Below are 21508 nucleotides of genomic sequence, written 5' to 3'. Positions count from 1 at the left end.
GATTCTGGAGAGGCCCCGGAAGGCATCCATCCCTTGATCTGCCTGCCCGTTCATGACGTTCTGACTGGTGGGCGACGGAAAAATGGACAGATGACCATGACGTTTCACGCCTCGTTGCGTTCAGGCCTTGCGGCCGCTGCAATCGGATTTTTCGCAGTCGCGGCCGTCACGCCCATGCCGGCGCGCGCGCAGCCGGCGCCGGCCGTCCAGCAGGACCCCGCGCTCGCGGCGGAGATCGGCAAGGTCAATGCCTATACGGGGCTGATGAACCGGACGCTGCGCGCGGTGGAGTCCTGGCAGCGCTATGCGAGCTGGGTGGACATGCGCCGGGGCCCGACCGGGCGCGAGCGCTACATCAGCTACGGTCTCTACAGCCTCTACGACGTGACGCGTGAACTGGCGGCCGCCCGGCAGGCCATGGTCAGCCCGCCCGAGCGTCCCGCGCTCGACGAGGCGGTCGGCCGCTACATCCTGGCCTATGAGGCGCTGGCCCCGCTCATCACCCGCGCCGAGCGTTATTACGACCGGCAGGATTACCGCGACGACCGCATGGCCGAGGGGCGGGCGCTGCATGAGCAGATGGTGCCGGCCGCCCAGGAGTTCCTGGCGGCCCGCGCTGCCCTCGAAGGCCAGATGCGGGCCATGCGGGCCGATCTCGACCTGCGCGAACTGGCGGATATCGAGGCGCGGGAGGGCCGGTCGGCGCGCTGGCAGATCCGCAACACGATGATCCAGGCGCGGGCGGTGATCAATGCGCTGCCGCCGCGCGGCCAGCGTCAGGTGGACATGGCGGCTCTCGACGAGGCCATTGCCGGCTACTCGGCGGCGATCCGCGAGATCGACCGATACAAGGAGCGCGATCCGCAGGGCCTGTCGATGTTCGAGGGGCGCGCCAGTTCCTGGCTCGGAAGCCTGCGCGAGTTCCGCCAGAAGCTTGGCCGCAGCCGCGGTGACATCCGCCGGGTCGGCAACGAGGCGACCTGGCTGGTCAACAACTACAACATGCTGGTGTCGCTCGCGGGGACCGCCATGTCCATGTCGCGGATGCGCCGGTGACGGCGAAGGAACGTCAGGCTCTCACGAAGGGTTGAGCGCCGGACCATGGCCGCAAGGGCGCTTTTGCCATTTCATGGTCGCCAGTCCGATCGAACGGGGAGCAACCGATGACGACCAGACGCCAGATCCTCATCGCCGGAATTGCAACCTTCGGCGTCGCCGTCCTGCCGGCAGGGGTTGCGGCTCACCACGGCTGGGGCGGCTTCGACCGATCGAAGGTGCTCGACTTCACGGGGGTGGTGGCGCGCTCCACCTATGCCAACCCTCACGGTACGCTGTTCATGGTCAGGGACGGGCAGGAACTGACCATCGAGTTGTCGCCGACATCGCGCATGCAGGCGAGGGGCCTGTCGCCGGAGGATATCGCCGCCGGCAAGACGGTGCGCGTCTATGCTTACCAGAACCGCGGCAACCCGCAGGTCTTCCGGGCCGAATGGGTGGAGGTCGAAGGCCGTCGCGTGCAATTGCGCTGAGCCGGTCAGACGAAGGCGATCCAGCGGCCGAGGGCAAGGGCCGCCGGCCACAGCACCAGCGACAGCGCTCCGGCCAGGCGGCCGGCGCTGCTGTCAAGGACGGTCTGCAGGGACCGTCGGCGGGCCAGCCACTCGAACAGGGCGGCATTGGCGAGCGCCAGCGCGATCACCGCCAGCTTGGCGAGAAACACCCGATTGGCCAGGTACTCGTCAGGTCGCGCCGAGACGAGGACGATGCCGGTGGCGATCGCCAGCACCGCGCCGCTTCGTGCCAGCCGCCGCAGCAGGCGCACGGCTGCCGTGTCGAGCGACCTGACCAGCCCGACCAGGCGCAGATCGACCAGCACGATGCCGCCGATCAGAAAGGCGATGCCGGCAATGTGCAGTGCGGAGACCGCGGCATAGCGAGGCGAGGACAGGGCAACGCCCGTGATCGCGCCGAGACCGGACAGGAGCGCCCCAAGCGTCTCCACGCCGGCCGCGCTCAGCCGCCCAGCAAGTGCTTGACCAGTGGGCTCGCCTTGCCGAAGTCCATCTGGCCGGCAAAGCGGGCCTTCAGTTCGCCCATCACCTTGCCCATGTCCTTGATGCCGGCGGCGCCGGTATCCGCGATCACGGCGGCAATGGCGGCCTTCGCCTCGGCGTCGTCCATCTGCTTCGGCATATAGGCGGCGATCACGGCGATCTCGCCATTCTCCTGGTCGGCCAGTTCCGGCCGGCCGCCATCGGCATACATGCGCGCGCTCTCCTGGCGCTGCTTCACCATCTTCTGGAGCAGTTGCAGGATCTCGTCGTCGGACAGGGGGCCCTTGCCGGCGCCGCGCGCCTCGATGTCCCTGTCCTTCAGGGCGGCCTGGATCAGGCGGACGGTGGCAAGTCGCGGCTTGTCGCCGGCCTTCATCGCCTCCTTCATGTCGCTCGTGAACCGGTCGCGCAGCATGATCGTTCTCCACCAGGAGGGGAAACGCTCCGCCGGCGGCGGAAACAGCTTACCCGAGAGGCGCAAGCCTCTGATTTATCTTGAATATAATGTCCCCGCGCAGGGTTGACGGCAGGCCCGGTAGCACGTAACTGTCCGGACTGATCCCGCGCCGGGGCGAGCCCGGTGCGCGCGCGCGGTCGATGCCCGTCCCGCGGGGCATTCGGGCCTTCGTCCGGTGCGCTTGACCCGAGCCTGATAGACGAACCATGAGCGCTTCTCAAGATCATGCCGGCCACGCGGCCGCAGCCGACGGCTGGACCGAGGACAAGCCGACCGCACTTCTGGTGCTGGCGGATGGAACCGTCATCGAGGGCCAGGGCCTTGGCGCCGATGGCGCGGCCGATGGCGAGGTCTGCTTCAACACGGCGATGACCGGCTACCAGGAGATCCTCACCGATCCCTCCTATGCCGGCCAGATCATCACCTTCACGTTTCCCCATATCGGCAATGTCGGCGCCAATGACGAGGATATCGAAACCGTCAACATGGCCTCGGCATCCGGCGTGCGCGGCGTGGTGCTGAAGGCGCCGATCACCGACCCTTCGAACTATCGGTCGGGCGGCCATTTCGACCTCTGGCTGAAGCGCCGCGGCATTGTCGGCCTTGCCGGCATCGACACGCGCGCGCTGACCGCGCTGATCCGCGAGAAAGGCATGCCCAATGCGGTCATCGCCCATTCGCTGACCGGCGAGTTCGACATCGAGGCGCTGAAGCGCCGCGCGGCCGGCCTGCCGCTGATGGACGGGCTGGATCTCGTTCCGGGCGTCACCTCGCAGCAGCGCTATCCCTGGTCGGAGACGGTCTGGGAGTGGAACGAGGGCTATGGCGAGGCGGGCGAGCCGCGTTTCCACGTCGTCGCGCTGGACTATGGCGTCAAGCGCAACATCCTGCGCCTGCTGGCCAATGCCGGCTGCAAGGTGACGGTGGTGCCGGCCAGTGCCACGGCCGAGGATGTGCTGGCGCTGAAGCCGGACGGCGTCTTCCTGTCGAACGGGCCGGGCGATCCGGCGGCGACCGGCACCTATGCCGTGCCGGTGATCCGGGCGGTGCTGGACAGGCAGATCCCGACCTTCGGCATCTGCCTCGGCCACCAGATGCTCGGCCTCGCGGTGGGCGCGAAAACCATGAAGATGCACCAGGGTCATCACGGCGCGAACCATCCCGTGAAGGACATGGACACCGGCAAGGTGGAGATCACCTCGATGAACCACGGTTTCGCCGTGGACGAGGCCTCGCTCCCGGCCAATGCCCGCCCGACCCATATCAGCCTGTTCGACGGCTCCAATGCCGGCATCGCGCTGACCGACCGGCCCGCCTTCTCGGTGCAGTACCACCCGGAGGCCAGCCCCGGCCCGATGGACAGCCACTACCTGTTCGACCGGTTCGTGGCGCTGATGGAAAAGGCCAGGGCGGCCTGAACCGGCCGCCTGACGCCTCGCTGCCTTATCGACTTATCCACGTTATCCACAGGCGCGGTGGAGACCGGGCGGCCGCTCCGGGCAAGCCGCACGTCCTGGAAAGTTGAACACGATCAATCAGTTGAATGGTTTGTTGTGCCGCGGCCGTGGGTTGCCGCGGCACGGAAGTCACGTCAGTTGAAGCGGCAGCCGAACGGCTGGAGCGCCTGCGACATGCCAACCTTCTGCTGCTGGCACATGGTCTCCAATTGAGCGCGCGTCTGCGGGTCGGTGGCGGCCTGGCGGAGGGTCGCGCGGGACTGGTCCAGCGCCTGGCGGAAGGTCGGGCGCTGGGCTTCCGGCACCTGGCCGCTGACGCAGGCCTCGTAGTCACGCAGGAAGCTGTCGCAGGCGGGAACCCCGGTGTCCTGCGCCATGGCGGCGCCAGTGGCGAGAAGGAAGGCGGCGGCGAGAAGGCGTCGGGTCATGCGCTGGTCCTGTTCAGGAGGATGGACCGCGGCGTTGCCGGCTGCATTGCCGGCCCGGCCCCGCGGATGGCGGGGCTTCTAGGCCGGCCGGGTGGCTGGCCTGTGTTGCGGGATGTCGTGCGTCCTTCCGGCCTGAAACCTTGCTGACCCGGCGCGTCAGTGCCGCGCCACCCGGACGCGGCCGACCCCGCGCTGGATGAGACCGATCTCGCGCGCCACGCCGCGCGAGACATCGATGATGCGGCCGCGGGTGAAGGGGCCGCGGTCGACGATGGTGACGACCGCCGAGCGGCCATTGGCGAGATTGGTCACCTTCACCTTCGACCCGCAGGGCAGGGTGCGGTGGGCGGCCGTCATCGCTTCCGGATTGTGGCGGGAGCCGCAGGCCGTGCGGCCTGGCAGCTGATACCAGGAGGCCATGCCGACCGTCTCGGCCGCGCGGGCGGTGCCGGGTGCGGCGAGGGGCGAGAAGGCCATGACCACGGCGCCAAGCGCCGCCATGCGGATCGGAATGTCCATCGTGTGAAGGCTCGTCCGTCGCTCGCGCCGGCCGGCCGCTTGCGCGGATGGCCCCGGCGGGTGGGTGGGCCGTGCCGGTCTGGAACGCGGCACGGCAGCGGGATGATCCCGCCTAGGCGCGAAATGGGACGAGAATGCGGTCGGTTGAGGCCCGCTCAGGCCCAGAGCCGTTCGTTCTGCCGGTCCTTGTAGAGCGGGGCGACATATTCGCCATAGCCGTTGTAGATCTGCGTGGGCACCCGGCCGCCGCCGCCGATCAGTTCCTCGGTCGCCTGGCTCCAGCGCGGATGGGCGACGGCCGGGTTCACATTGGCCCAGAAGCCATATTCTCCGCCCTGCAGCCGCTCCCAGAACGACACCGGCCGCTCGGACGTGAACGAGATGCGCACGATCGATTTCACGGCCTTGAACCCGTATTTCCACGGAACGATGAGCCGGAGCGGTGCGCCGTGCTGGCGCGGTGCCGGCTTGCCGTAGATGCCCGTGACGAGGATCGACAGGTCGTGGGCCGCCTCGTCGATCGTGAGGCCCTCGACATAGGGCCATGAATACCAGGGCGAACGCATGCCCGGCGCCCAGGGCTGCGCACCGAACGTCTCCATGCGCACGAATTTCGCCGAGCCCAGCGGCTGGACCATGTCCATCAGCGCCTTGATCGGGAATCCCGTCCAGGGAACCGTCATGGCCCAGGCCTCCACGCAGCGGAAGCGATAGACCCGCTCCTCGAGCGGCATGCGGCGGATGAGGCTGTCGATGTCGATGGTCTGCGGCTTCTCGACCAGGCCGTCGATCACCACCGACCACGGGCGGATCGGCAGCGCCTGCGCTGCGCGCGCGACGCGCTTGGACGTGCCGAACTCGTAGAAATTGTTGTAGTTGGCCGCGACGTCCTCGGCGGTCAGCGGCCGCTCGACCGTGTAGCTGGCGTTGCGGCGCGCGGGATAGAGGTCGGCGGTCGGGTCGGTGGCGGGCGCCGCCTGGGCCAGAGCCGGGGCGGCCGGAACGGTGGCAGAGATGGCGGCAAGGCCTGCGGCTCCGCCGATCAGTCCACGGCGGGACAGATAGAGCGGTTCAGGGGTCACGGCGCTTTCCGGCAGTTCCCAGCCGCGCTTCGATCGGATCAGCATCACGGTCTCCCATCGGTCCTGTACAAGGCTTATAGAGCACGGCGCCCGAGGCCAAATCACGCTGCAGCGAGTCGGGCACTGCCCGTTCCTTGCCGCGTGCCGGAAACCCCCATGGTCCCGCAATCCGTCACTGCCTATATCGGTCTGGCCGCCGCATTCGTTACAACGGTCTGCTGGCTGCCGCAGGCGATCCGCATCATCCGCACGCGGGAGACGAAGGCCATCTCGCTATCTGCCTATGGCGCCTTCACCTTCGGCATCCTGCTGTGGCTCGTCTATGGCTTCCTGCAGGGGGACCTGCCGCTCATTCTGGCGAATACGGTGACGCTGGCGCTTCAGCTCACCATCGTCGTTCTGAAACTGCGCTACGGGTGAGGCATGGCACTGGCCGAGCACGCATTGCAGGCCGTGGCGCACAACCTGTGGCGGCCCGGCGACAGGTGCGCTGTCGCCTGAAACGGTGGCGCTCGGCAGGGGGCTGGCCTGATGCCCGGGCCCGGCAGCCATGCTAGCCAAGGCATGCCCTTCCGGAGACCCCCATGGCCGCCCTGTCGTCGCCCTTCGTGCTGCCCGTCCTGCTGCTCGTCGCCTCCAACGTGTTCATGACGCTGGCCTGGTATGGCCACCTGAAGTTCAAGGCTGTTCCGCTCGTGCTGGTGGTGCTGGCCAGCTGGGGCATCGCTTTCGTCGAATATTGTCTCGCCGTGCCGGCCAATCGCATCGGCCATCAGGTCTACAGCGCCGCCGAACTGAAGACGATGCAGGAGGTCATCACGCTGGTGGTGTTCGCCGGCTTCTCGGTCTTCGTCCTGAAGGAGCAACTGACCTGGAACCATGGTATCGGCTTTGCCTTGATCGCCGCCGGCGCCTTCTTCGTCTTCCAGGGAAAAACGGCATGAGCAACGCCTTTGCCAGCGGCATCGCCGCCGTCGACCGCTATCTGGGCGCCGGTTTCGAGACGGTGCGCGGCATGTCCTCACGCTTCTCCGCGACCATCTGCGGCCACCTCATGCGCCGTCAGAGCGAGATGGGCATCCGCGGCGATGTCGCCGAGATCGGGACCTTCGAAGGGCGCTTCTTCATCGCCATGGGCCTGGCACTGGCGGAGGGCGAACATGCCTATGGCTTCGACCTGTTCACCTGGCCCGACGATCAGGTCATGGACCGGCTGCTTGCCAATGCGGCGCGCTGCGGCCTCGCCGACGGGCGCTTCACGCCGCGACCCTTCGACACCGGCAAGCTCAGCCTTCCCGATTTTCGCGGCCTGACCGGCCGCCGCCCGCTGCGTTTCATCCACATCGATGGCGACCATTCACCCGAGGCGCTCGCCCATGACCTCGAACTCGCCCATGCGACGCTGCATCCGCAAGGCTTGCTGTGCCTCGACGACATGCTGCATCCCGGCTACCCGTTCCTCGTCGTGACGGTCCATGCCTACCTGAAGCGCCATGCCGACATGCGCCTGATGTGCGTCATCGACCGGGAGGACATCGTCGCCGCGCCAAAATTCCTGATCTGCCGCGCCGATGCGGTCAGGCTCTACGAGAACGATCTGATGGAGACGTTCCGCGACCAGCATTTCGTGCTCGGCGGCGACGCCATGGGCCATCACTGCGTGGTGCTGACGCCCAATCCCCGCATCGCGGACGTGTAGGGCGGTCAGCGTCCGCGCGGCGCGAGGCGAAGCAACTCGCCGTCGGCGGCATCGGAGATCAGCCAGATCGCCCCGTCCGGCCCCTGCTGCACGTCGCGGAACCGTTTGCCGAGATCGGCGAGCAGGCGCTCCTGCCTCACGACCCTGTCGCCGTCCAGTTCCATCCTGACCAGCATCTGGCCGGCCAGCGCGCCGGAGAACAGATTGCCGCGCCAGGACGGGAACAGGTCGCCGGTGTAGAAGACCAGTCCGGACGGCGCGATGGACGGCGTCCAGTGGACGCTCGGCTGTTCCAGCCCCCGACGCTCGCGCAGCCCCTCGTTCACCGGCCGGCCGTCATAATGCGTGCCCCAGGAGATCAGCGGCCAGCCATAGTTCCGCCCGGCCCGGATCGGGTAGAGCCCGTCGCCGCCGCGCGGCCCGTGGTTCGAGACCCAGAGTTCTCCGGTCTGCGGATGCAGGGCAGCGCCCTGGGAATTGCGCAGGCCGATGGCGAAGACGGCCGGGTTCCACGCCCCGCCCGGATTGCCGGGCGCCGGTTCTCCGTCACGGGTGATGCGCACGACCTTGGCGATGGTGTTGGCGGGGTTCTGCGCCTCCATGGCCTGCTGGAAGCGGTCGCCCGTGGTCACATAGAGCAGGCCCGCGCGGTCGAACACCAGCCGCGAGCCGAAATGGTGGCGGCTGACGAAGGCCGGCTCCTGCCGCCAGATGATGCGGCCCGCCTCGAGACCCGTGGCGGCGGCATTCAGCCGGCCCCTGAACACCGCCGTGGCATTGGCACCGTTGGCGCGGCGTTCGGCGAGGCTCAGATAGATGAAGCGGTTCCGGTCGAAGTCGGGATCGACCGCGATGCCGAGCAGGCCACCCTGGCCGACCGCGTGGACGGCCGGAACGCCGGCGAGCGCCGGCGAGACGCGACCGTCGGCTGTGACGAGCCGCAGGCGACCGGGGCGCTCGGTCACCAGGATGCGACCGTCCGGGAGGAAGGCAATTCCCCAGGGATGTTCCAGCCCGCGCGCAACCGTGCGCACCTCGAAGGGGGAGGCGGACTGGGCGGAAGCGGGCAGGATCAGGACGGGCGCCGCGACAAGCGCGAGCAGGGCGGCGATCAGGGCTCTCACGGTGCAGCGGCTCCGTATCGGGGGTCGGGAGGGGCCCTGACGGCTGCACGGCCCGGCTGGCGGATCGTTGCGTGGCCTCCGCTCAGGCCGGGTAGGCCGGTCCGCCGCGCCGGCCGGATCCGGCGAAGCGGCGCAGCATGGCAAATAGGATGGCGGCGAAGACGACGATCAGCCCGATAACGGTGCCCGAGAGGACCAGCGTCTCGGGATCGGCACCCTCCTCGCGGATGGCGGGATCGGCAAGCTCGGCCGTCAGGGACAGTCCAGCCACCAGAAGCGCCAGCAGAAGGGCCACGACGACGCCGGCGGAGACGATGGTGGACACGCGCGGATAGGCAAGCGGAAAGCCGCGCCGCGAGGGTCTTGACCGGAACTGATGGGATGCACGCTGCATGGACGACAACTCCAGACGGGTTGACGCAAACGGATGACCTGAAACGTCATCTAGCCGAGAAGATTGGGTGCGCGGCATCGCCAAACAATGACGTCCCGACGAAATCTCGCGGCGAGAATGCGGCAGGCGATCAAGACTGTGTGAGAAACTGGCAGTGCCTGCTGTCGTTTGTGTGAACGGGGCGCAGTGCGTGAACGGCTCCTTAACCCTGCCGCGCGATGCTCAAGGTCCCGACGCCGCGCCGAGACCTGTCATGTCCCGCTGGATCCTGTTCGTGATCGCCGCAGTCAGCGTGCTCATCGCCAACACGGCCGACCAGGGCTCCAGCCGGCTTGGCGAGCAACAGCACGCCGGCCGTGGCCAGGCCGCGGACGACAACATCGTCACCGGCAGCGCCAGCCGCCGTCCCGCCAGCCGCTGAGACCCCGCGACCGCCCTTCGCTGCGCTGCGAGACGGGTCCCTTGCGCCCGGCCGCCTAAGGGCAGACGATCACGCCTGCGTGAGGTCCCTCAACAAGACCCTCCGTTTGTCCGGTCACTTCCGGGTTGTCCTTCTCGCCCGGGCCCCGATCGCGAGGGGATGACGACATGGGTGAAGCAGGCGGCAGACGACAGGCGGGTCCCCGGTGCATCGCGCTGGTGGGCCCGTTCCAGAGCGGCAAGACGACGCTGCTCGAGGCCATTCTCGAACGGACCGGCGCCATCCAGCGCATGGGCTCGGTGGAGACCGGAACGACGGTCTCGGACGCCAGCCAGGAGGCGCGCCAGTTCAAGATGAGCGTCGAGGCGGGCGCCGCGACCACCACCTTCATGGGCGACAGCTACACGTTCATCGACTGTCCCGGCTCGGTCGATTTCCTCAACGAGATGCGTGCGGTGCTGCCCGCGGTGGACGCCGCGGTGGTGGTCTGCGAGGCGGACGAGAAGAAGATTCCGGGCCTGACCGTGATCCTGCGCGAACTGGAGGAGCGCGGCATTCCGCGCATCCTGTTCATCAACAAGATCGACAAGGCCGACAAGCGCATCCGCGAGACGCTGCAGGTGCTGCGCCCGGCCTCGCGCGTGCCGCTGCTGCTCCGCCAGATTCCGATCTGGGCCAATGGCATCGTCACCGGTTTCGTGGATCTCGCGCTGGAGCGGGCCTTCGTCTATCGCGAGCACGCGGCCTCGGAGGTGGTTCCGCTCGGCGGCGAGGATCTCGACCGCGAGAAGGAAGCGCGCTTCTCCATGCTGGAGACGCTGGCCGACCACGACGACGAACTGATGGAGACCCTGCTCTCCGATCTGGAGCCGCCGCGCGACCGGGTGTTCGACGATCTCGGCCGGGAGCTCAGCGACGGCCATGTCGTCCCGGTCCTGTTCGGCTCGGCGACCCGCACCAACGGGGTGCTGCGCCTGCTCAAGACGCTGCGCCACGACGTGCCGCCCGTCGAACACACCGTGGAACGGCTCGGCCTTTCGGGCAGCGAGCCCATGGCTCACGTCATGAAATCCGTTCACACGGCCCATGGCGGCAAGCTGTCGATCGCCCGCATCCTGTCGGGCACGTTGCAGGACGGTGCCGTGCTGACCGGTGCTGCCGGCCAGGCCGAGCGGACCTCGGGCCTGTTCAAACTGTTCGGCCCGGCGACGGAGAAGCTGCGCGAGGCGAAAGCCGGCGACACCATCGCCCTCGGCAAGCTCGACCATGTGGCGACGGGCGAGACCATCACGACGGCCAAGGCAGCGCCTGCACGTCTCGCCGAGGGCGCGGCGCCGCAGCCCGTGCTGTCCGTGGCCCTCAGGGCCAAGGACCGCAAGGACGACGTCAAGCTGGGCCTCGCCCTGGCCAAGCTCACCGACGAGGACCCCTCGCTGACGGTCGAGCATCACGGCGAGACATCGGAGATTGTGCTCTCGGGCCAGGGCGAGATGCACCTGCGCGTGGCGGTCGCCAAGCTCGGCAATCGCTACGGCGTGCAGGTCGAGCAGGCCAGGCCCACCATCGGCTACCGGGAGACGATCAAGAAGGCCGTGACGGGCGTGCGCGGGCGCCACCGCAAGCAGTCCGGCGGCCATGGTCAGTTCGGCGATATCGTGATCGACGTCCGGCCGCTGGAGCGCGGCGCCGGCTTCGTGTTCAACGACACGATCACCGGCGGCGTCGTGCCGAAGCAGTATATTCCGGCGGCCGAGCACGGCATCGCGGAGGCGCTGAAGCGCGGCCCGCTGGGCTTTCCCGTGGTCGATGTCGGCGTGACGCTGACGGATGGCAGCTATCACACGGTGGATTCATCCGACATGGCGTTCCAGCAGGCTGGCCGGATCGCCATCCAGGATGCGCTGCCCGCCTGCCATCCGGTCCTGCTGGAGCCGATCCACCGCGTGGAGATCGCCGTGCCGTCCGATGCCACGGCGCGCATCAACGCCATCGTGTCCGGGCGACGGGGGCAGATCCTCGGCTTCGATGCGCGCGATGGCTGGCCGGGCTGGGACGTGGTGGCGGCGCTGCTGCCGGCCACCGAGATCGGCGACCTGATCGTGGAGATCCGCTCGGCAACCGCCGGGGTCGGCTTCTTCACCTCGCGCTTCGACCATCTGGCCGAACTGACGGGCCGCGAGGCCGACAGGATCGTGCAGGCGCGCGCGGCCGCCTGAGGCCGCATCGCGCGCTTCAGACAATGGTCGGTGCGGACAGAAAAAAGGCCGGGCAATGTGCCCGGCCTATTGAGTTTCGGCCAACCGACGGAACCGCCGCAAGGCCGCCTTCCAGAGGGGAACGCCGACAGCGACGCGCAAAACCACAGGGAGGGAGTGATCTGCAAAAGCCATCGACCTGAGTGATATGGACGTTTCGTGTGCAGCGCACAACCGGAAGGGCTGCATGGCTGGATTTCCCCTGCCGCACGCCTCGGCAGCATGCCCAAAATCTGTGCTCGCACCCTGTATCGGCAGGTCGCGACACGGTCAGGGCGGGCGGGCCGCACGGCGCCCGACGACCTGCCGCTGCGTCGCCCGGTGTGGACAAATGCAACAGCCGGGTTGCGGTTCGGTGACGAATCCAAGATCGCTTGTCGGGTCAGTAGGCAGCGCCGCCGTCCTGGGATAGTTTCTTGGTGGCGACCGATTCGGATAGACGAATCAAACGGTTGCCGGCGTCTTGCCGGCTGCGTCCGTTCGGTCCCGTCAGTCCGGTTGCGTCACGTCGCGTCTGTCCGACAACCGAGCGAACCGCACGGGGGCGGAATGTCCTTGATCGATGTCGATACTGCTGGCCGGCAGAACAACCCGGTCGATCTGGTCGAAGATCTCGCGGCCCTCAACGAGTGGTCGTTCGACCGCGCAGGGGATGACGAGATCACCCTTTCGATCAATGGCCGATGGTCTGACTACCACGCCTCCTTCACCTGGATGGACGATATTGAATCGCTCCATCTGGCCTGCGCCTTCGACCTGAAGGTGCCGGAGCCGCGGTTGCAGGAGGTCAAGGACCTGATCCAGCTGATCAACGAGCAGCTCTGGATCGGGCATCTCGACCTGTGGCCGCGCGAGGGCGTCGTCATGTTCCGCCATGGCCTGCTTCTGGCGGGCGGGGCGGAAGCTTCGGGCCGGCAGTGCGAGGCCCAGCTCGACGCGGCGGTCGAGGCCTGCGACCGCTATTACCAGGCTTTCCAGTTCGTCGTGTGGGCCGGCAAGTCGGCACGCGAGGCCATGGATTCCGCTCTGTTCGAGACCGCCGGAGAGGCGTGACGGGCAGGGCGTGACAGGCCGGGGCGGGACGGCTATCGAGGACGGCCGTTCCCTTGCCGAGGCTGTCATGAACCAGACGACCGATTCTCACCTGCTCGCCGGCTTTTCCGGTCATGTCGTGCTGGTCGGCGCCGGGCAGATGGGCGGTGCGCTGCTGGCAGGATGGCTGCGGCTCGGACTGTCGCCCCAGCGCGTCACCGTGCTCGACCCCAAGCCGCCGGCCAATATCCAGGCGGTGATCGAGGCGAGCGGGGTGGCGCTGAACCCGCCCGCGCCCGCCTTCGCCGACGTGCTCGTGATTGCGGTCAAGCCGCAGATTGCCGACGAGGTCATGCCGCTTGTGACCCATGTGGTGGCCAGGACCACCGTCGTGGTCTCGGTCATGGCTGGAAAGACCCTGGCCCGCATGGAGGAGGTGTTCGGGCGCGAGACCGCCATCGTGCGCACCATCCCCAATACGCCGGCGGCGGTCGGCCGCGGCATTACCGGGGCGGCGCCCAACCGCCATGTCAGCGAGGCGCAGCGGCAATCGGTGGACAGCCTTCTGGGGGCGGTCGGCCGGGTGGAATGGCTGGCGCGCGAGGACTGGATCGACATCGTCACGGCGGTGTCGGGGTCGGGGCCGGCCTATGTCTTCCTGCTGGCCGAGACGCTGGCCAAGGCGGGGGTCGCCGCAGGCCTGCCCCTGGAGCTGTCGGCAAGGCTTGCCCGCGCGACGGTCGAGGGCGCGGCCGAGCTGATGCATCGCTCGCCCGACATCGAGCCGACCACGCTGCGGCAGAACGTCACCTCGCCGAATGGCACGACCCACGCCGCCCTGCAGGTGCTGATGGCGCATGACGGCGTCGATTCCCTGTTCGAGAAGGCGGTGGCGGCTGCCGCCCGTCGCTCGCGGGAACTGGCGGGCTGAGCCCGGCGCGCCTATCTTGAGGGTCGGGGCAGCCGACCAGCGGAGCGCGCCATGGCCAAGACATCCAAGACCTCATCGACTGCGCAGGCGGAGCCGGACCGGCGCGAGGCAATCATTGCGGCCTATATGGCCCTGCTCGCCGACAAGCCACCCAACCGGATCGGCTACGAGGAGATTGCCGCGCGCGCGGGCGTCAGCCTTGCGGCCCTGCGGAGCGAGTTCGACTCGGCCTTCTCCATCCTGGCGGCCTTCGTGGCCGACATCGACGAGGCCGTGCTGGCGGGGATCGACAAGGACCTTGCCGACCAGGACACCAGGGAGCGACTGTTCGACGTGCTGATGCGCCGGCTCGACCTGCTGGCGCCCCACAAGGCGGCCATCCGTTCGCTGTCGCGCGCGGCCGCCGCCGATCCCGGCCTGGCGCTGGCGATCAACCGTCTCGCGGTCAGGTCGCAGCGCTGGATGCTGGCGGCAGCCGGCGTGGAAACGGCCGGGCCGGGCGGCGGAATCCGCGCGCAGGGCATGGCGGTCGCCTTCGCGCGCATCGTCAGGGCCTGGCTCGACGATGAGGATCCGGCGCTCGCCCGCACGATGCGGGTGATGGACGAGCAGCTGAAACGGGCTGGCCGTGCCGCCGGCTTCCTCAGGGCCTTCGAGCAACTGACCGCCCCGCTGAGGGCGCTGGCCTGCGCGCCGGCAAGCCTCTGCTCGCGGTCCTGGCCGCGCGACCGCTGGCGCGATCGGGACCGGCAGAATGACGGCGAGGACGGCCCGCGCGGCGAGGGCTGGCGCGGTGACGATTTCCGCGACCCGAAGGTCACACCGGCCTGAGGATATCCCGGCCTGTGGCGCTCGGGGATTGACCGCGCGGCCGGACGTGGCGAAGAGGCCGCATCCGGCCGCCGGCCGGCCTCAGCCCCGGACTGGATCCCGTGCCATGGACATGCCCGCCGCCCCCGGCCCGATCGGCTTCGACGATTTCCTGAAGGTGGATGTGCGGGTCGGCCGGATCGTCGAGGCTGCGCCCTTCCCCGAGGCGCGCAAGCCGGCGATCAAGCTGGTCATCGATTTCGGCGGGACAATCGGCCGGAAGAAGTCATCGGCCCAGATTACCAAATACTACACGCCCGAGGCCCTGGTGGGGCGGCAGGTGCTGGCCGTGGTCAATTTCCCGCCGCGGCAAATCGGCAAGTTCATGTCGGAGGTGCTCACCCTCGGCGTTCCGGACGCCCAAGGTGAGGTCGTGCTCATCGCGCCCGATCGGGCGGTGCCGGAGGGCGGCCGGCTGTTCTGACCGCCGCCCTCCGCAAGTTTGCCGCCCGCGATCAGCGGATCGGCGGGGCGTATTGCAGGCCGCCCTTGGTCCAGAGCGCGTTGAGACCGCGCGCGATGCCGAGGCGCGAGCCGGCGCCGAGATGACGGTCGAACATCTCGCCGTAATTGCCGACATGGCGGACGATGCGCACCACCCAGTCCTTGGACACGCCGAGCGCCTCGCCGAAATTGCCCTCCACGCCGAGGACGCGCCGGATCTCGGGGTTGGTGGACTGCATCATCTGGTCGAGATTGGCCTTGGTGATGTTCAGTTCCTCGGCCGTGATCATCGCGAAATGGGTCCACTTGACGATGTCGAACCACTGGTCGTCACCGTGACGGACCACCGGGCCGAGCGGCTCCTTGGAGATGATCTCCGGCAGAACCATGTGATCGTTCGGGTTGGCGAGGCTCAGGCGCTGGGAATAGACGCCCGAGGCGTCGGTGGTGAACACGTCGCAGCGGCCGGAATCATAGGCTTTCAGCGTCTCGTCGGCGGTGCTGAACACGACCGGCTCGTAGCGCATGTTGTTGGCGCGGAAATAGTCGGCGACGTTGAGTTCGGTGGTCGTGCCGGTCTGCACGCAGACCGAGGCGCCGGACAGTTCGCGTGCGCTCTTGATGTTGAGCGACTTGCGGACCATGAAGCCCTGGCCGTCGTAGTAGTTGATGCCGGCAAAGTTCAGGCCGAGCGTCGTGTCGCGCTGGATCGTCCAGGTCGTGACACGCGAGAGCAGATCGACCTCACCGGACTGGAGCGCCGTGAAGCGGTCCTTGGCCGAGAGCGGCGAGAACCGCACCTTGGTCGGGTCGTTGAAGATGGCCGCGGCCAGTGCCCGGCACAGGTCGACGTCGATGCCTGTCCAGTTGCCGGCGCTGTCCGGCTGGGAGAAGCCGGCAAGGCTGGGGCTGACCCCGCACTTGATGTAGCCGTTGCTCTGGATGTTGCGCAGAGTCGTTCCCGGCGCAGTCTGGGCCAGGGCCGCGCCTGCACCCAGGCTGATGGCCGCGCCGAGCGCAATGGTGGAGACGATCCGTTTCATGATGGCAGCCTTCCCGCTCTGGATGGATGTGTCTTTGCCGCGCCGTCGCCATCCCATCGACAGGGCGCGCATCGGCAGACTAGCAGGCAAGGACCATGCCCGGGCAAGGGGTCGGGCGGGGACGCGGCGTCGCGCCCCCCAAACGCAGAAGGCCGGGCTGTCGGGCCCGGCCTTTCGCAATCATCCGTTCAATCGGCCGTCAGGCGGCGGCTGCCGCCGGGGTCACCTCGGCGGTGTAGTCTTCCATGATCACCTTGGACATGTTGCCGGGCACGTAGCGGTAGGGGCCGATCTCGGAGACCGGCGTCACCTCGGCTGCCGTGCCGGTGATGAAGCACTCGTTGAAGGACGCCAGCTCTTCGGGAAGGATGCGGCGCTCGATCACCTCGAAGCCGCGCTTGCGGCACAGGTCGATGACGGTGCGGCGGGTGATGCCGTCCAGAAAGCAGTCGGCGAGCGGGGTGTGGATCTTGCCGTCCTTGATGAAGAAGACATTGGCCCCGGTGCATTCGGCGACGCGGCCCTGCCAGTCGAACATCAGGGCATCGGCATAGCCCTTCTTCTCGGCCTTGTGCTTGGAGATCGTGCAGATCATGTAGAGGCCAGCCGCCTTGGAATGGGAGGGCGCGGTCGCCGGATCCGGCCGACGATAGTCGGCGATGTCCATGCGGATGCCCTTCATCTTGGTGGCCGGGTCGAAATAGCTCGGCCATTCCCAGGTGGCGATGGCGAGGTGGATCGTGTTCTGCTGGGCCGAGACCCCCATCATCTCCGAGCCGCGCCAGGCGATCGGCCGCACATAGGCATCGGTCTGGCCGTTCGCCTTCAGCGTCGCCATCTTGGCCGCGTCGATCTCGGCGACCGAGAAGGGGATCTCGAAGTCGAGAAACTCGGCCGACTTGCGCAGGCGGGCGGAATGCTCGGTCGACTTGAAGATGGTGCCGCCATAGGCGCGCTCGCCCTCGAACACGGCCGAGGCATAGTGCAGCCCGTGGGTGAGCACATGAACCTGTGCGTCCCTCCAGGGAATGAGCTTGCCGTCCATCCAGATGAAACCGTCACGGTCGTGGAACGGGACGAGGGTCATGGCATCTTCCTCCTGTCTCAGCCGGTTTGCGGCTTCTGCTTGGCCTTTTGCGAAGCGTGCCGGGTCCGGCTAACCTTGCCTGCGAGAGGGCTGTGGGACGAGCCGATTCCCGTATCTGGACTGGACGTCCGGGCAGGATCGTTTCGTGAATGCAGGCTCATGAGTAACAATCGGCACCGAATATGTCAACATGGCTGACATAAATGTCTCTCAGGCCGCGCGACGGCCTGCCGCCGGGTCTCCGGGCTCACCCGCCGAGCCGCCCGCGCGGGACCCGGCCTATGACCTGATCGAGCTTCTGTTCTTCGCCTACCGCGATTTCGTCGGCGATCCCGACCATGTGCTGGAGCGTTTCCAATTCGGCAGGGCGCATCACCGCGTGCTGCATTTCGTTCACCGCCATCCCGAGATCCGGGTCGCCGACCTGCTCGATATCCTGAAGATCACCAAGCAGAGCCTGGCGCGCGTGCTGCGCGAACTGATCGAGCAGGGCTTCATCGTCCAGAAGGAAGGACAGGTCGACCGGCGCCAGCGCCTCCTGACCGTGACCGAGAAGGGCCGCGTGCTGGCCCTCGAACTGGCTCGCCTGCAGACCGAACGCTTCGCGCGGGCGCTGGCCATGTCCGGCACGGCGCGGGATGCGGCGGCGCGCTTCCTGTTTGCCATGATCGACCCCGAGGACCGCGAGAACGTCACGCGGCTGATCGCCAGGGCGGACAGCCCGAAGAAGGAGCGCTGAGGCCATGGCAGCCGTCGCCAAGCCACTGGCCGACGACGCGCCGCACCTGCTCGTCGTCGACGACGACAGGGTCATCCGCCAGACGCTGGCGCGCTATCTCAGCAACAACGGCTATCGCGTGACCACCGCGGAGCATGCGGGCGCGGCGCGGCGCCGGCTCGACGGGCTGACCTTCGACCTGTTGATCATCGACGTGATGATGCCGGGCGAGACCGGTTTCGACCTTGCCCGCGCCATCCGTTCCGGTCAGGCAGGTCACGCCCTGGACGTGCCGATCCTGATGCTGACGGCGCGATCCGACCCGTCCGACCGCATCACCGGGCTGGAGATCGGCGCCGATGACTATGTGCCCAAGCCCTTCGAACCGCGCGAACTGCTGCTGCGCATCGGCGGCATCCTCCGGCGGGCCATGCCCAACCCGCAGCCGGTGGTCGAATCCGTCCGCTTCGGCGACTTCCATTTCCACCTGTCGCGGCTGGAACTGAAGAAAGGCGAGGACCAGATCCGCCTTACCGACCGCGAGAAGGAGATGCTGAAGGTGCTCGCCACCCGCCCGGGCGAAACCGTACCGCGCTTCGACCTGGCAGCGCCCGGCGGCGAGATCAACGAACGCACCGTCGATGTCCAGGTCAACCGGCTGAGGCGCAAGATCGAGGTCGATCCGGCCAATCCGGTCCACCTGCAGACGGTCCGTGGCATCGGCTACCGGCTGATCGCGACTCCCTGATCGCTACGTGCGTTCACACATGCGCCAGTCCCGCGAAAAGGAGCGGAAACATCGGCGTGCATGAAGTCCTTCCCGAAAGTGACGGGAGAATTTCATGTCGATGGATTCGGACGGCGGCTGGTCGGCGGGGCCCGATGGGCCGGGCGATGTGGTGACCGAGCATATCGGTTTTCTGGAACGGCTCTGGCAGTCGATCACCGGCATCCTGGTCGGGCTTGGCCTCATCGCGGCGGTGATCGCGGGTATCTTCTGGAACGAGGGGCGGGCCATCGGCACCACCCGCGCGCTGAACGAGGGCGCCAGCGTGACGGTCTCCGTGCCGTCGGCGCGCGTCGATCCGGCCAATGAGGGACGACTGATCCACATGACCGGCGACCTGCGCGGCGCCATGCTCGCCGACGACGAGTTCCAGGTGCGCGCCCAGGGCGTGCGGCTGGTGCGCAAGGTCGAGATGTACCAGTGGAAGGAGGAGCAGCGGACCGAGACGCGCAGCAATGCCGGCGGCTCGCAGACCCGCACCACCACCTACAGCTACACCCGCGTCTGGTCCGACCGGCCGATCGATTCGAGCCGCTTCCGCCAGCGCGACAACCACCAGAACCCCGCGATGGCGGTGACGGGCCGCAGCAGGACGGCGGACAATGCCATGCTGGGCGGCTTCAACGCGGACAGCCGGGTCATCGGCCTGTTCGGTTCTTCCGACGAGCGCAAGCTGGAACTCACACCGGCCCAGATCGCACCGTTTGCCGCCCGCTTTGCCGGACGGGCGCGGATCAATGACGGCGGCGTCTATGTCGGCTTCGATCCGGCGAACCCGAACATCGGCGATGTGCGCATCACCTATTCGCTCCTGCCCGAGGGGCCGGTCAGCGTGGTCGGCAAGCAGGTCGGCAGCGGACTGCAGCCCTATATGGCCACCAACGGGCACCAGGTGTTTCTCGGCGCAACAGGGACCAAGGCGGCCGGCGAACTCTATTCCGGCGCCCACGAGGCCAATCGCATTCTCACCTGGATCCTGCGCGGGCTCGCCTTCGTCGTCATGTGGATCGGCTTCAACCTGATCCTCAGGCCCTTCGTGGTGATCGCCGACATCATCCCGATCCTCGGCAGCGCCATGTCGGCAGGTGCGGGACTGGTCGCCTTCGCGTTGACTCTTCTGGTGTTCCTGCCGACCATCGCCATTGCCTGGTTCTGGCACCGGCCGGTCATGTCGATCTTGCTGATCGTGGCGGGCATTGCCGGCGCCTACGGCTTCAAGATGCTGGGCGAGCGGCGCCGCGCGGCCAGGGCGGCGATGCCGGCGGGGACCGCCCAGCCGCCGATCGGCCAGGCCGCCTATGCCGGCATGCCCCAGGGCTACGATCCGCATGCGGGCCAGCAGGGTTATCCCCAGCAGGGCTATCCCAAGCAGGACTCGGGTCAGCAGGGCTATCCCCAGCAGGGCGGCTACGGCCAGCCGCCAGCGCAGGGCGGTTTCCTCAACGTGCCGCCCGGCATCGATCCGCGCCGCGGCTGAGGATCCGGCCAGACACGGCAGGGCCGCCGTCCGGGGCTCCGGGCGGCGGCCTTTTTTTGGGTCCGGCAATGCTCAGGGGATCAGGATGATCGAGCCAGTGGTCTTGCGACCGGCGAGGTCCTTGTGGGCCGCGCCAGCGTCCTTCAGCGCATATTCCTTCGGCTTCTGCACCTTGACGATGCCGTCCTTCACGGCCGCGAAAACGTCGGCCGCATTGGCCAGCAGGTCCTTGCGGGTGGCGATGTAGTGGAACAGCGTCGGCCGGGTCAGCGAGGCCGATTTCGACGTCAGGATGGCCGGCGCGATCGGGTCGGGCTGGCCGGAGGCCGCGCCGTAGAGCACCAGATGGCCGCGGATGGCGAGGCACTCCAGCGACTTCAGGAACGTGTCCTTGCCGACGCCGTCATAGACTGCCTGGACACCCTTCCCGCCGGTGATCTCCTTCACCCGCGCGACGAAGTCCTCACGGGTGTAGACGATCGGGTATTTGCAGCCGTGCTTCCTGGCGAGCGCCGCCTTTTCGTCCGTCGAGGCCGTGCCGATGACGGTGGCGCCAAGCGCCTTGGCCCACTGGCAGAGCCACAGGCCCATGCCGCCGGCCGCCGCCTGGACCAGCACGACATCGCCCTTCTTCACCGGATAGGTCTGCTTGAGCAGATAGCGGGCGGTCATGCCCTGCAGCATGATGGCGGCTGCCGTCCGGTCGTCGATCGCCTTGGGCAGCTTGACCAGCATCGAGGCCGGGATCATCCGCTTCTCAGCATAGGAGCCGGGCGGTCCGCCGGCATAGGCGACGCGGTCGCCCACGGAGACCTCCGTGACACCGCTCCCGACCGCCTCGACAACGCCGGCGCCTTCCGTGCCCAGGCCATGCGGCAGGGAGGGCAGGGGATAGGCGCCCGAGCGGAAATAGATGTCGATGAAATTCACGCCGACCGCTGTCTGGCGGATATAGGCCTCGCCGGGACCCGGCGGCTTCACCTGTACGTCCTCGAACACCATGGCATCCGGCCCGCCGGGCTTGTGGATGCGGATTGCCTTGACCATGTCCCGTCCCCTCTGGCGCCTCGCGCTCGGTGCCCGGGCAGGACCGGGCGCTTGATGGATCGCTGTCGCAAAGCTGTTGTAGAGTGATTTTCGCCGGTTCGTCGAGGCAGGGCACGGTCCCTGCCAGCGCAGGCAACCGGACCCTGCGGGCCGGTACGGGGCACGGCTCTTGCCAGCACGAG

Annotated in this window: 25 protein-coding genes; 15 read left to right on the top strand and 10 right to left on the bottom strand. The window is 67.8% G+C overall.

Features of this window, described 5'->3' with window-relative positions; translation table 11 throughout:
• Positions 1 to 90 precede the first annotated feature (90 nt).
• Together ACTIFS_RS13070 and ACTIFS_RS13065 are read left to right on the top strand one after the other, a co-directional pair.
• On the top strand, positions 91 to 1056 hold the full coding sequence (locus ACTIFS_RS13070) for a YiiG family protein (RefSeq protein ID WP_439574545.1): 966 nt from the start codon (positions 91 to 93) through the stop codon (positions 1054 to 1056).
• Between the two features lie 107 nt (positions 1057 to 1163).
• Complete coding sequence (locus ACTIFS_RS13065) at positions 1164 to 1529, top strand: DUF6152 family protein (RefSeq protein ID WP_439574544.1); 366 nt, start codon at positions 1164 to 1166, stop codon at positions 1527 to 1529.
• 5 nt (positions 1530 to 1534) lie between these two features.
• Here ACTIFS_RS13065 and ACTIFS_RS13060 read toward each other — a convergent pair whose 3' ends face one another.
• The gene (locus ACTIFS_RS13060) at positions 1535 to 2002 is read right to left on the bottom strand and encodes a DUF2214 domain-containing protein (RefSeq protein WP_439574543.1); all 468 of its coding nucleotides are present in this window, start codon (positions 2000 to 2002) and stop codon (positions 1535 to 1537) included.
• An 11-nt stretch (positions 2003 to 2013) separates the two neighbouring features.
• The gene (locus tag ACTIFS_RS13055; protein WP_439574542.1) at positions 2014 to 2469 is read right to left on the bottom strand and encodes a GatB/YqeY domain-containing protein; all 456 of its coding nucleotides are present in this window, start codon (positions 2467 to 2469) and stop codon (positions 2014 to 2016) included.
• A 248-nt stretch (positions 2470 to 2717) separates the two neighbouring features.
• On the opposite strand from ACTIFS_RS13055, the gene carA reads away from it, so the two are divergent.
• On the top strand, positions 2718 to 3929 hold the full coding sequence (gene carA, locus ACTIFS_RS13050; RefSeq protein WP_439574541.1) for a glutamine-hydrolyzing carbamoyl-phosphate synthase small subunit: 1212 nt from the start codon (positions 2718 to 2720) through the stop codon (positions 3927 to 3929).
• 173 nt (positions 3930 to 4102) lie between these two features.
• Here the strand turns inward: carA and ACTIFS_RS13045 are convergent, their stop codons facing one another.
• From ACTIFS_RS13045 to msrP, 3 genes are all read right to left on the bottom strand, one after another.
• Positions 4103 to 4396, bottom strand: coding sequence for a hypothetical protein (locus ACTIFS_RS13045; RefSeq protein WP_439574540.1), 294 nt, complete (start codon positions 4394 to 4396; stop codon positions 4103 to 4105).
• Positions 4397 to 4552: 156 nt separating this feature from the next.
• Positions 4553 to 4915 carry a septal ring lytic transglycosylase RlpA family protein gene (locus ACTIFS_RS13040; protein WP_439574539.1) on the bottom strand — a complete coding sequence of 121 codons (363 nt, stop codon included), beginning with the start codon at positions 4913 to 4915 and terminating at the stop codon, positions 4553 to 4555.
• A 155-nt stretch (positions 4916 to 5070) separates the two neighbouring features.
• Positions 5071 to 6042 carry a protein-methionine-sulfoxide reductase catalytic subunit MsrP gene (gene msrP, locus ACTIFS_RS13035; RefSeq protein ID WP_439574538.1) on the bottom strand — a complete coding sequence of 324 codons (972 nt, stop codon included), beginning with the start codon at positions 6040 to 6042 and terminating at the stop codon, positions 5071 to 5073.
• Positions 6043 to 6153: 111 nt separating this feature from the next.
• Here msrP and ACTIFS_RS13030 point away from each other — a divergent pair, with 111 nt between their 5' ends.
• The 3 genes from ACTIFS_RS13030 (at position 6154) to ACTIFS_RS13020 (ending at position 7696) form a co-directional block, all read left to right on the top strand.
• Positions 6154 to 6417 (top strand): SemiSWEET family sugar transporter, encoded by a 264-nt coding sequence (locus ACTIFS_RS13030; RefSeq protein ID WP_439574537.1) that lies wholly within the window; start codon positions 6154 to 6156, stop codon positions 6415 to 6417.
• Positions 6418 to 6581: 164 nt separating this feature from the next.
• Positions 6582 to 6941, top strand: a complete 360-nt coding sequence (locus tag ACTIFS_RS13025; protein WP_439574536.1) for a DMT family protein — start codon at positions 6582 to 6584, stop codon at positions 6939 to 6941.
• On the top strand, positions 6938 to 7696 hold the full coding sequence (locus ACTIFS_RS13020) for a class I SAM-dependent methyltransferase (RefSeq protein WP_439574535.1): 759 nt from the start codon (positions 6938 to 6940) through the stop codon (positions 7694 to 7696). Before ACTIFS_RS13025 ends, ACTIFS_RS13020 begins: the two co-directional genes overlap by 4 nt.
• A gap of 5 nt (positions 7697 to 7701) precedes the next feature.
• Here ACTIFS_RS13020 and ACTIFS_RS13015 read toward each other — a convergent pair whose 3' ends face one another.
• Positions 7702 to 8820: a PQQ-dependent sugar dehydrogenase gene (locus ACTIFS_RS13015; protein WP_439574534.1), complete on the bottom strand. Its 1119-nt coding sequence runs from the start codon at positions 8818 to 8820 to the stop codon at positions 7702 to 7704.
• Positions 8821 to 8902: 82 nt separating this feature from the next.
• Positions 8903 to 9214 (bottom strand): hypothetical protein, encoded by a 312-nt coding sequence (locus ACTIFS_RS13010; protein ID WP_439574533.1) that lies wholly within the window; start codon positions 9212 to 9214, stop codon positions 8903 to 8905.
• Between the two features lie 253 nt (positions 9215 to 9467).
• Here ACTIFS_RS13010 and ACTIFS_RS13005 point away from each other — a divergent pair, with 253 nt between their 5' ends.
• The 6 genes from ACTIFS_RS13005 (at position 9468) to ACTIFS_RS12980 (ending at position 15147) form a co-directional block, all read left to right on the top strand.
• On the top strand, positions 9468 to 9635 hold the full coding sequence (locus tag ACTIFS_RS13005; protein ID WP_439574532.1) for a hypothetical protein: 168 nt from the start codon (positions 9468 to 9470) through the stop codon (positions 9633 to 9635).
• Positions 9636 to 9802: 167 nt separating this feature from the next.
• Entirely contained in the window at positions 9803 to 11851 is a 2049-nt protein-coding gene (locus ACTIFS_RS13000; RefSeq protein ID WP_439574531.1) for an elongation factor G, read from the top strand.
• Between the two features lie 588 nt (positions 11852 to 12439).
• Positions 12440 to 12943: a YbjN domain-containing protein gene (locus ACTIFS_RS12995; protein ID WP_439574530.1), complete on the top strand. Its 504-nt coding sequence runs from the start codon at positions 12440 to 12442 to the stop codon at positions 12941 to 12943.
• A 67-nt stretch (positions 12944 to 13010) separates the two neighbouring features.
• On the top strand, positions 13011 to 13853 hold the full coding sequence (gene proC, locus ACTIFS_RS12990) for a pyrroline-5-carboxylate reductase (RefSeq protein WP_439574529.1): 843 nt from the start codon (positions 13011 to 13013) through the stop codon (positions 13851 to 13853).
• 51 nt (positions 13854 to 13904) lie between these two features.
• Complete coding sequence (locus ACTIFS_RS12985) at positions 13905 to 14684, top strand: TetR/AcrR family transcriptional regulator (RefSeq protein ID WP_439574528.1); 780 nt, start codon at positions 13905 to 13907, stop codon at positions 14682 to 14684.
• A gap of 106 nt (positions 14685 to 14790) precedes the next feature.
• A complete protein-coding gene (locus ACTIFS_RS12980; protein ID WP_439574527.1) occupies positions 14791 to 15147 on the top strand; it encodes a tRNA-binding protein in 357 nt (118 codons plus the stop codon).
• Between the two features lie 31 nt (positions 15148 to 15178).
• On the opposite strand, the gene ACTIFS_RS12975 is transcribed toward ACTIFS_RS12980, so the two are convergent.
• Positions 15179 to 16210 (bottom strand): amino acid ABC transporter substrate-binding protein, encoded by a 1032-nt coding sequence (locus ACTIFS_RS12975; protein WP_439574526.1) that lies wholly within the window; start codon positions 16208 to 16210, stop codon positions 15179 to 15181.
• A 199-nt stretch (positions 16211 to 16409) separates the two neighbouring features.
• On the bottom strand, positions 16410 to 17297 hold the full coding sequence (locus ACTIFS_RS12970) for a branched-chain amino acid aminotransferase (RefSeq protein ID WP_439574525.1): 888 nt from the start codon (positions 17295 to 17297) through the stop codon (positions 16410 to 16412).
• 190 nt (positions 17298 to 17487) lie between these two features.
• On the opposite strand from ACTIFS_RS12970, the gene ACTIFS_RS12965 reads away from it, so the two are divergent.
• The 3 genes from ACTIFS_RS12965 to ACTIFS_RS12955 all read left to right on the top strand — a co-directional run bounded on the left by ACTIFS_RS12965 (position 17488) and on the right by ACTIFS_RS12955 (position 20279).
• Positions 17488 to 18036 carry a MarR family winged helix-turn-helix transcriptional regulator gene (locus ACTIFS_RS12965; RefSeq protein WP_439574524.1) on the top strand — a complete coding sequence of 183 codons (549 nt, stop codon included), beginning with the start codon at positions 17488 to 17490 and terminating at the stop codon, positions 18034 to 18036.
• Positions 18037 to 18040: 4 nt separating this feature from the next.
• Entirely contained in the window at positions 18041 to 18763 is a 723-nt protein-coding gene (locus ACTIFS_RS12960) for a response regulator (RefSeq protein ID WP_439574523.1), read from the top strand.
• 94 nt (positions 18764 to 18857) lie between these two features.
• The gene (locus tag ACTIFS_RS12955; RefSeq protein WP_439574522.1) at positions 18858 to 20279 is read left to right on the top strand and encodes a TMEM43 family protein; all 1422 of its coding nucleotides are present in this window, start codon (positions 18858 to 18860) and stop codon (positions 20277 to 20279) included.
• Positions 20280 to 20351: 72 nt separating this feature from the next.
• Here ACTIFS_RS12955 and ACTIFS_RS12950 read toward each other — a convergent pair whose 3' ends face one another.
• Positions 20352 to 21326: a quinone oxidoreductase family protein gene (locus tag ACTIFS_RS12950; protein ID WP_439574521.1), complete on the bottom strand. Its 975-nt coding sequence runs from the start codon at positions 21324 to 21326 to the stop codon at positions 20352 to 20354.
• Between the last annotated feature and the right edge of the window lie 182 nt (positions 21327 to 21508).

It is taken from the genome of Phreatobacter sp. (genome assembly GCF_051860605.1).
Taxonomy (GTDB): domain Bacteria; phylum Pseudomonadota; class Alphaproteobacteria; order Rhizobiales; family Phreatobacteraceae; genus Phreatobacter.
This window is presented reverse-complemented; position numbering and strand designations above follow the sequence as displayed.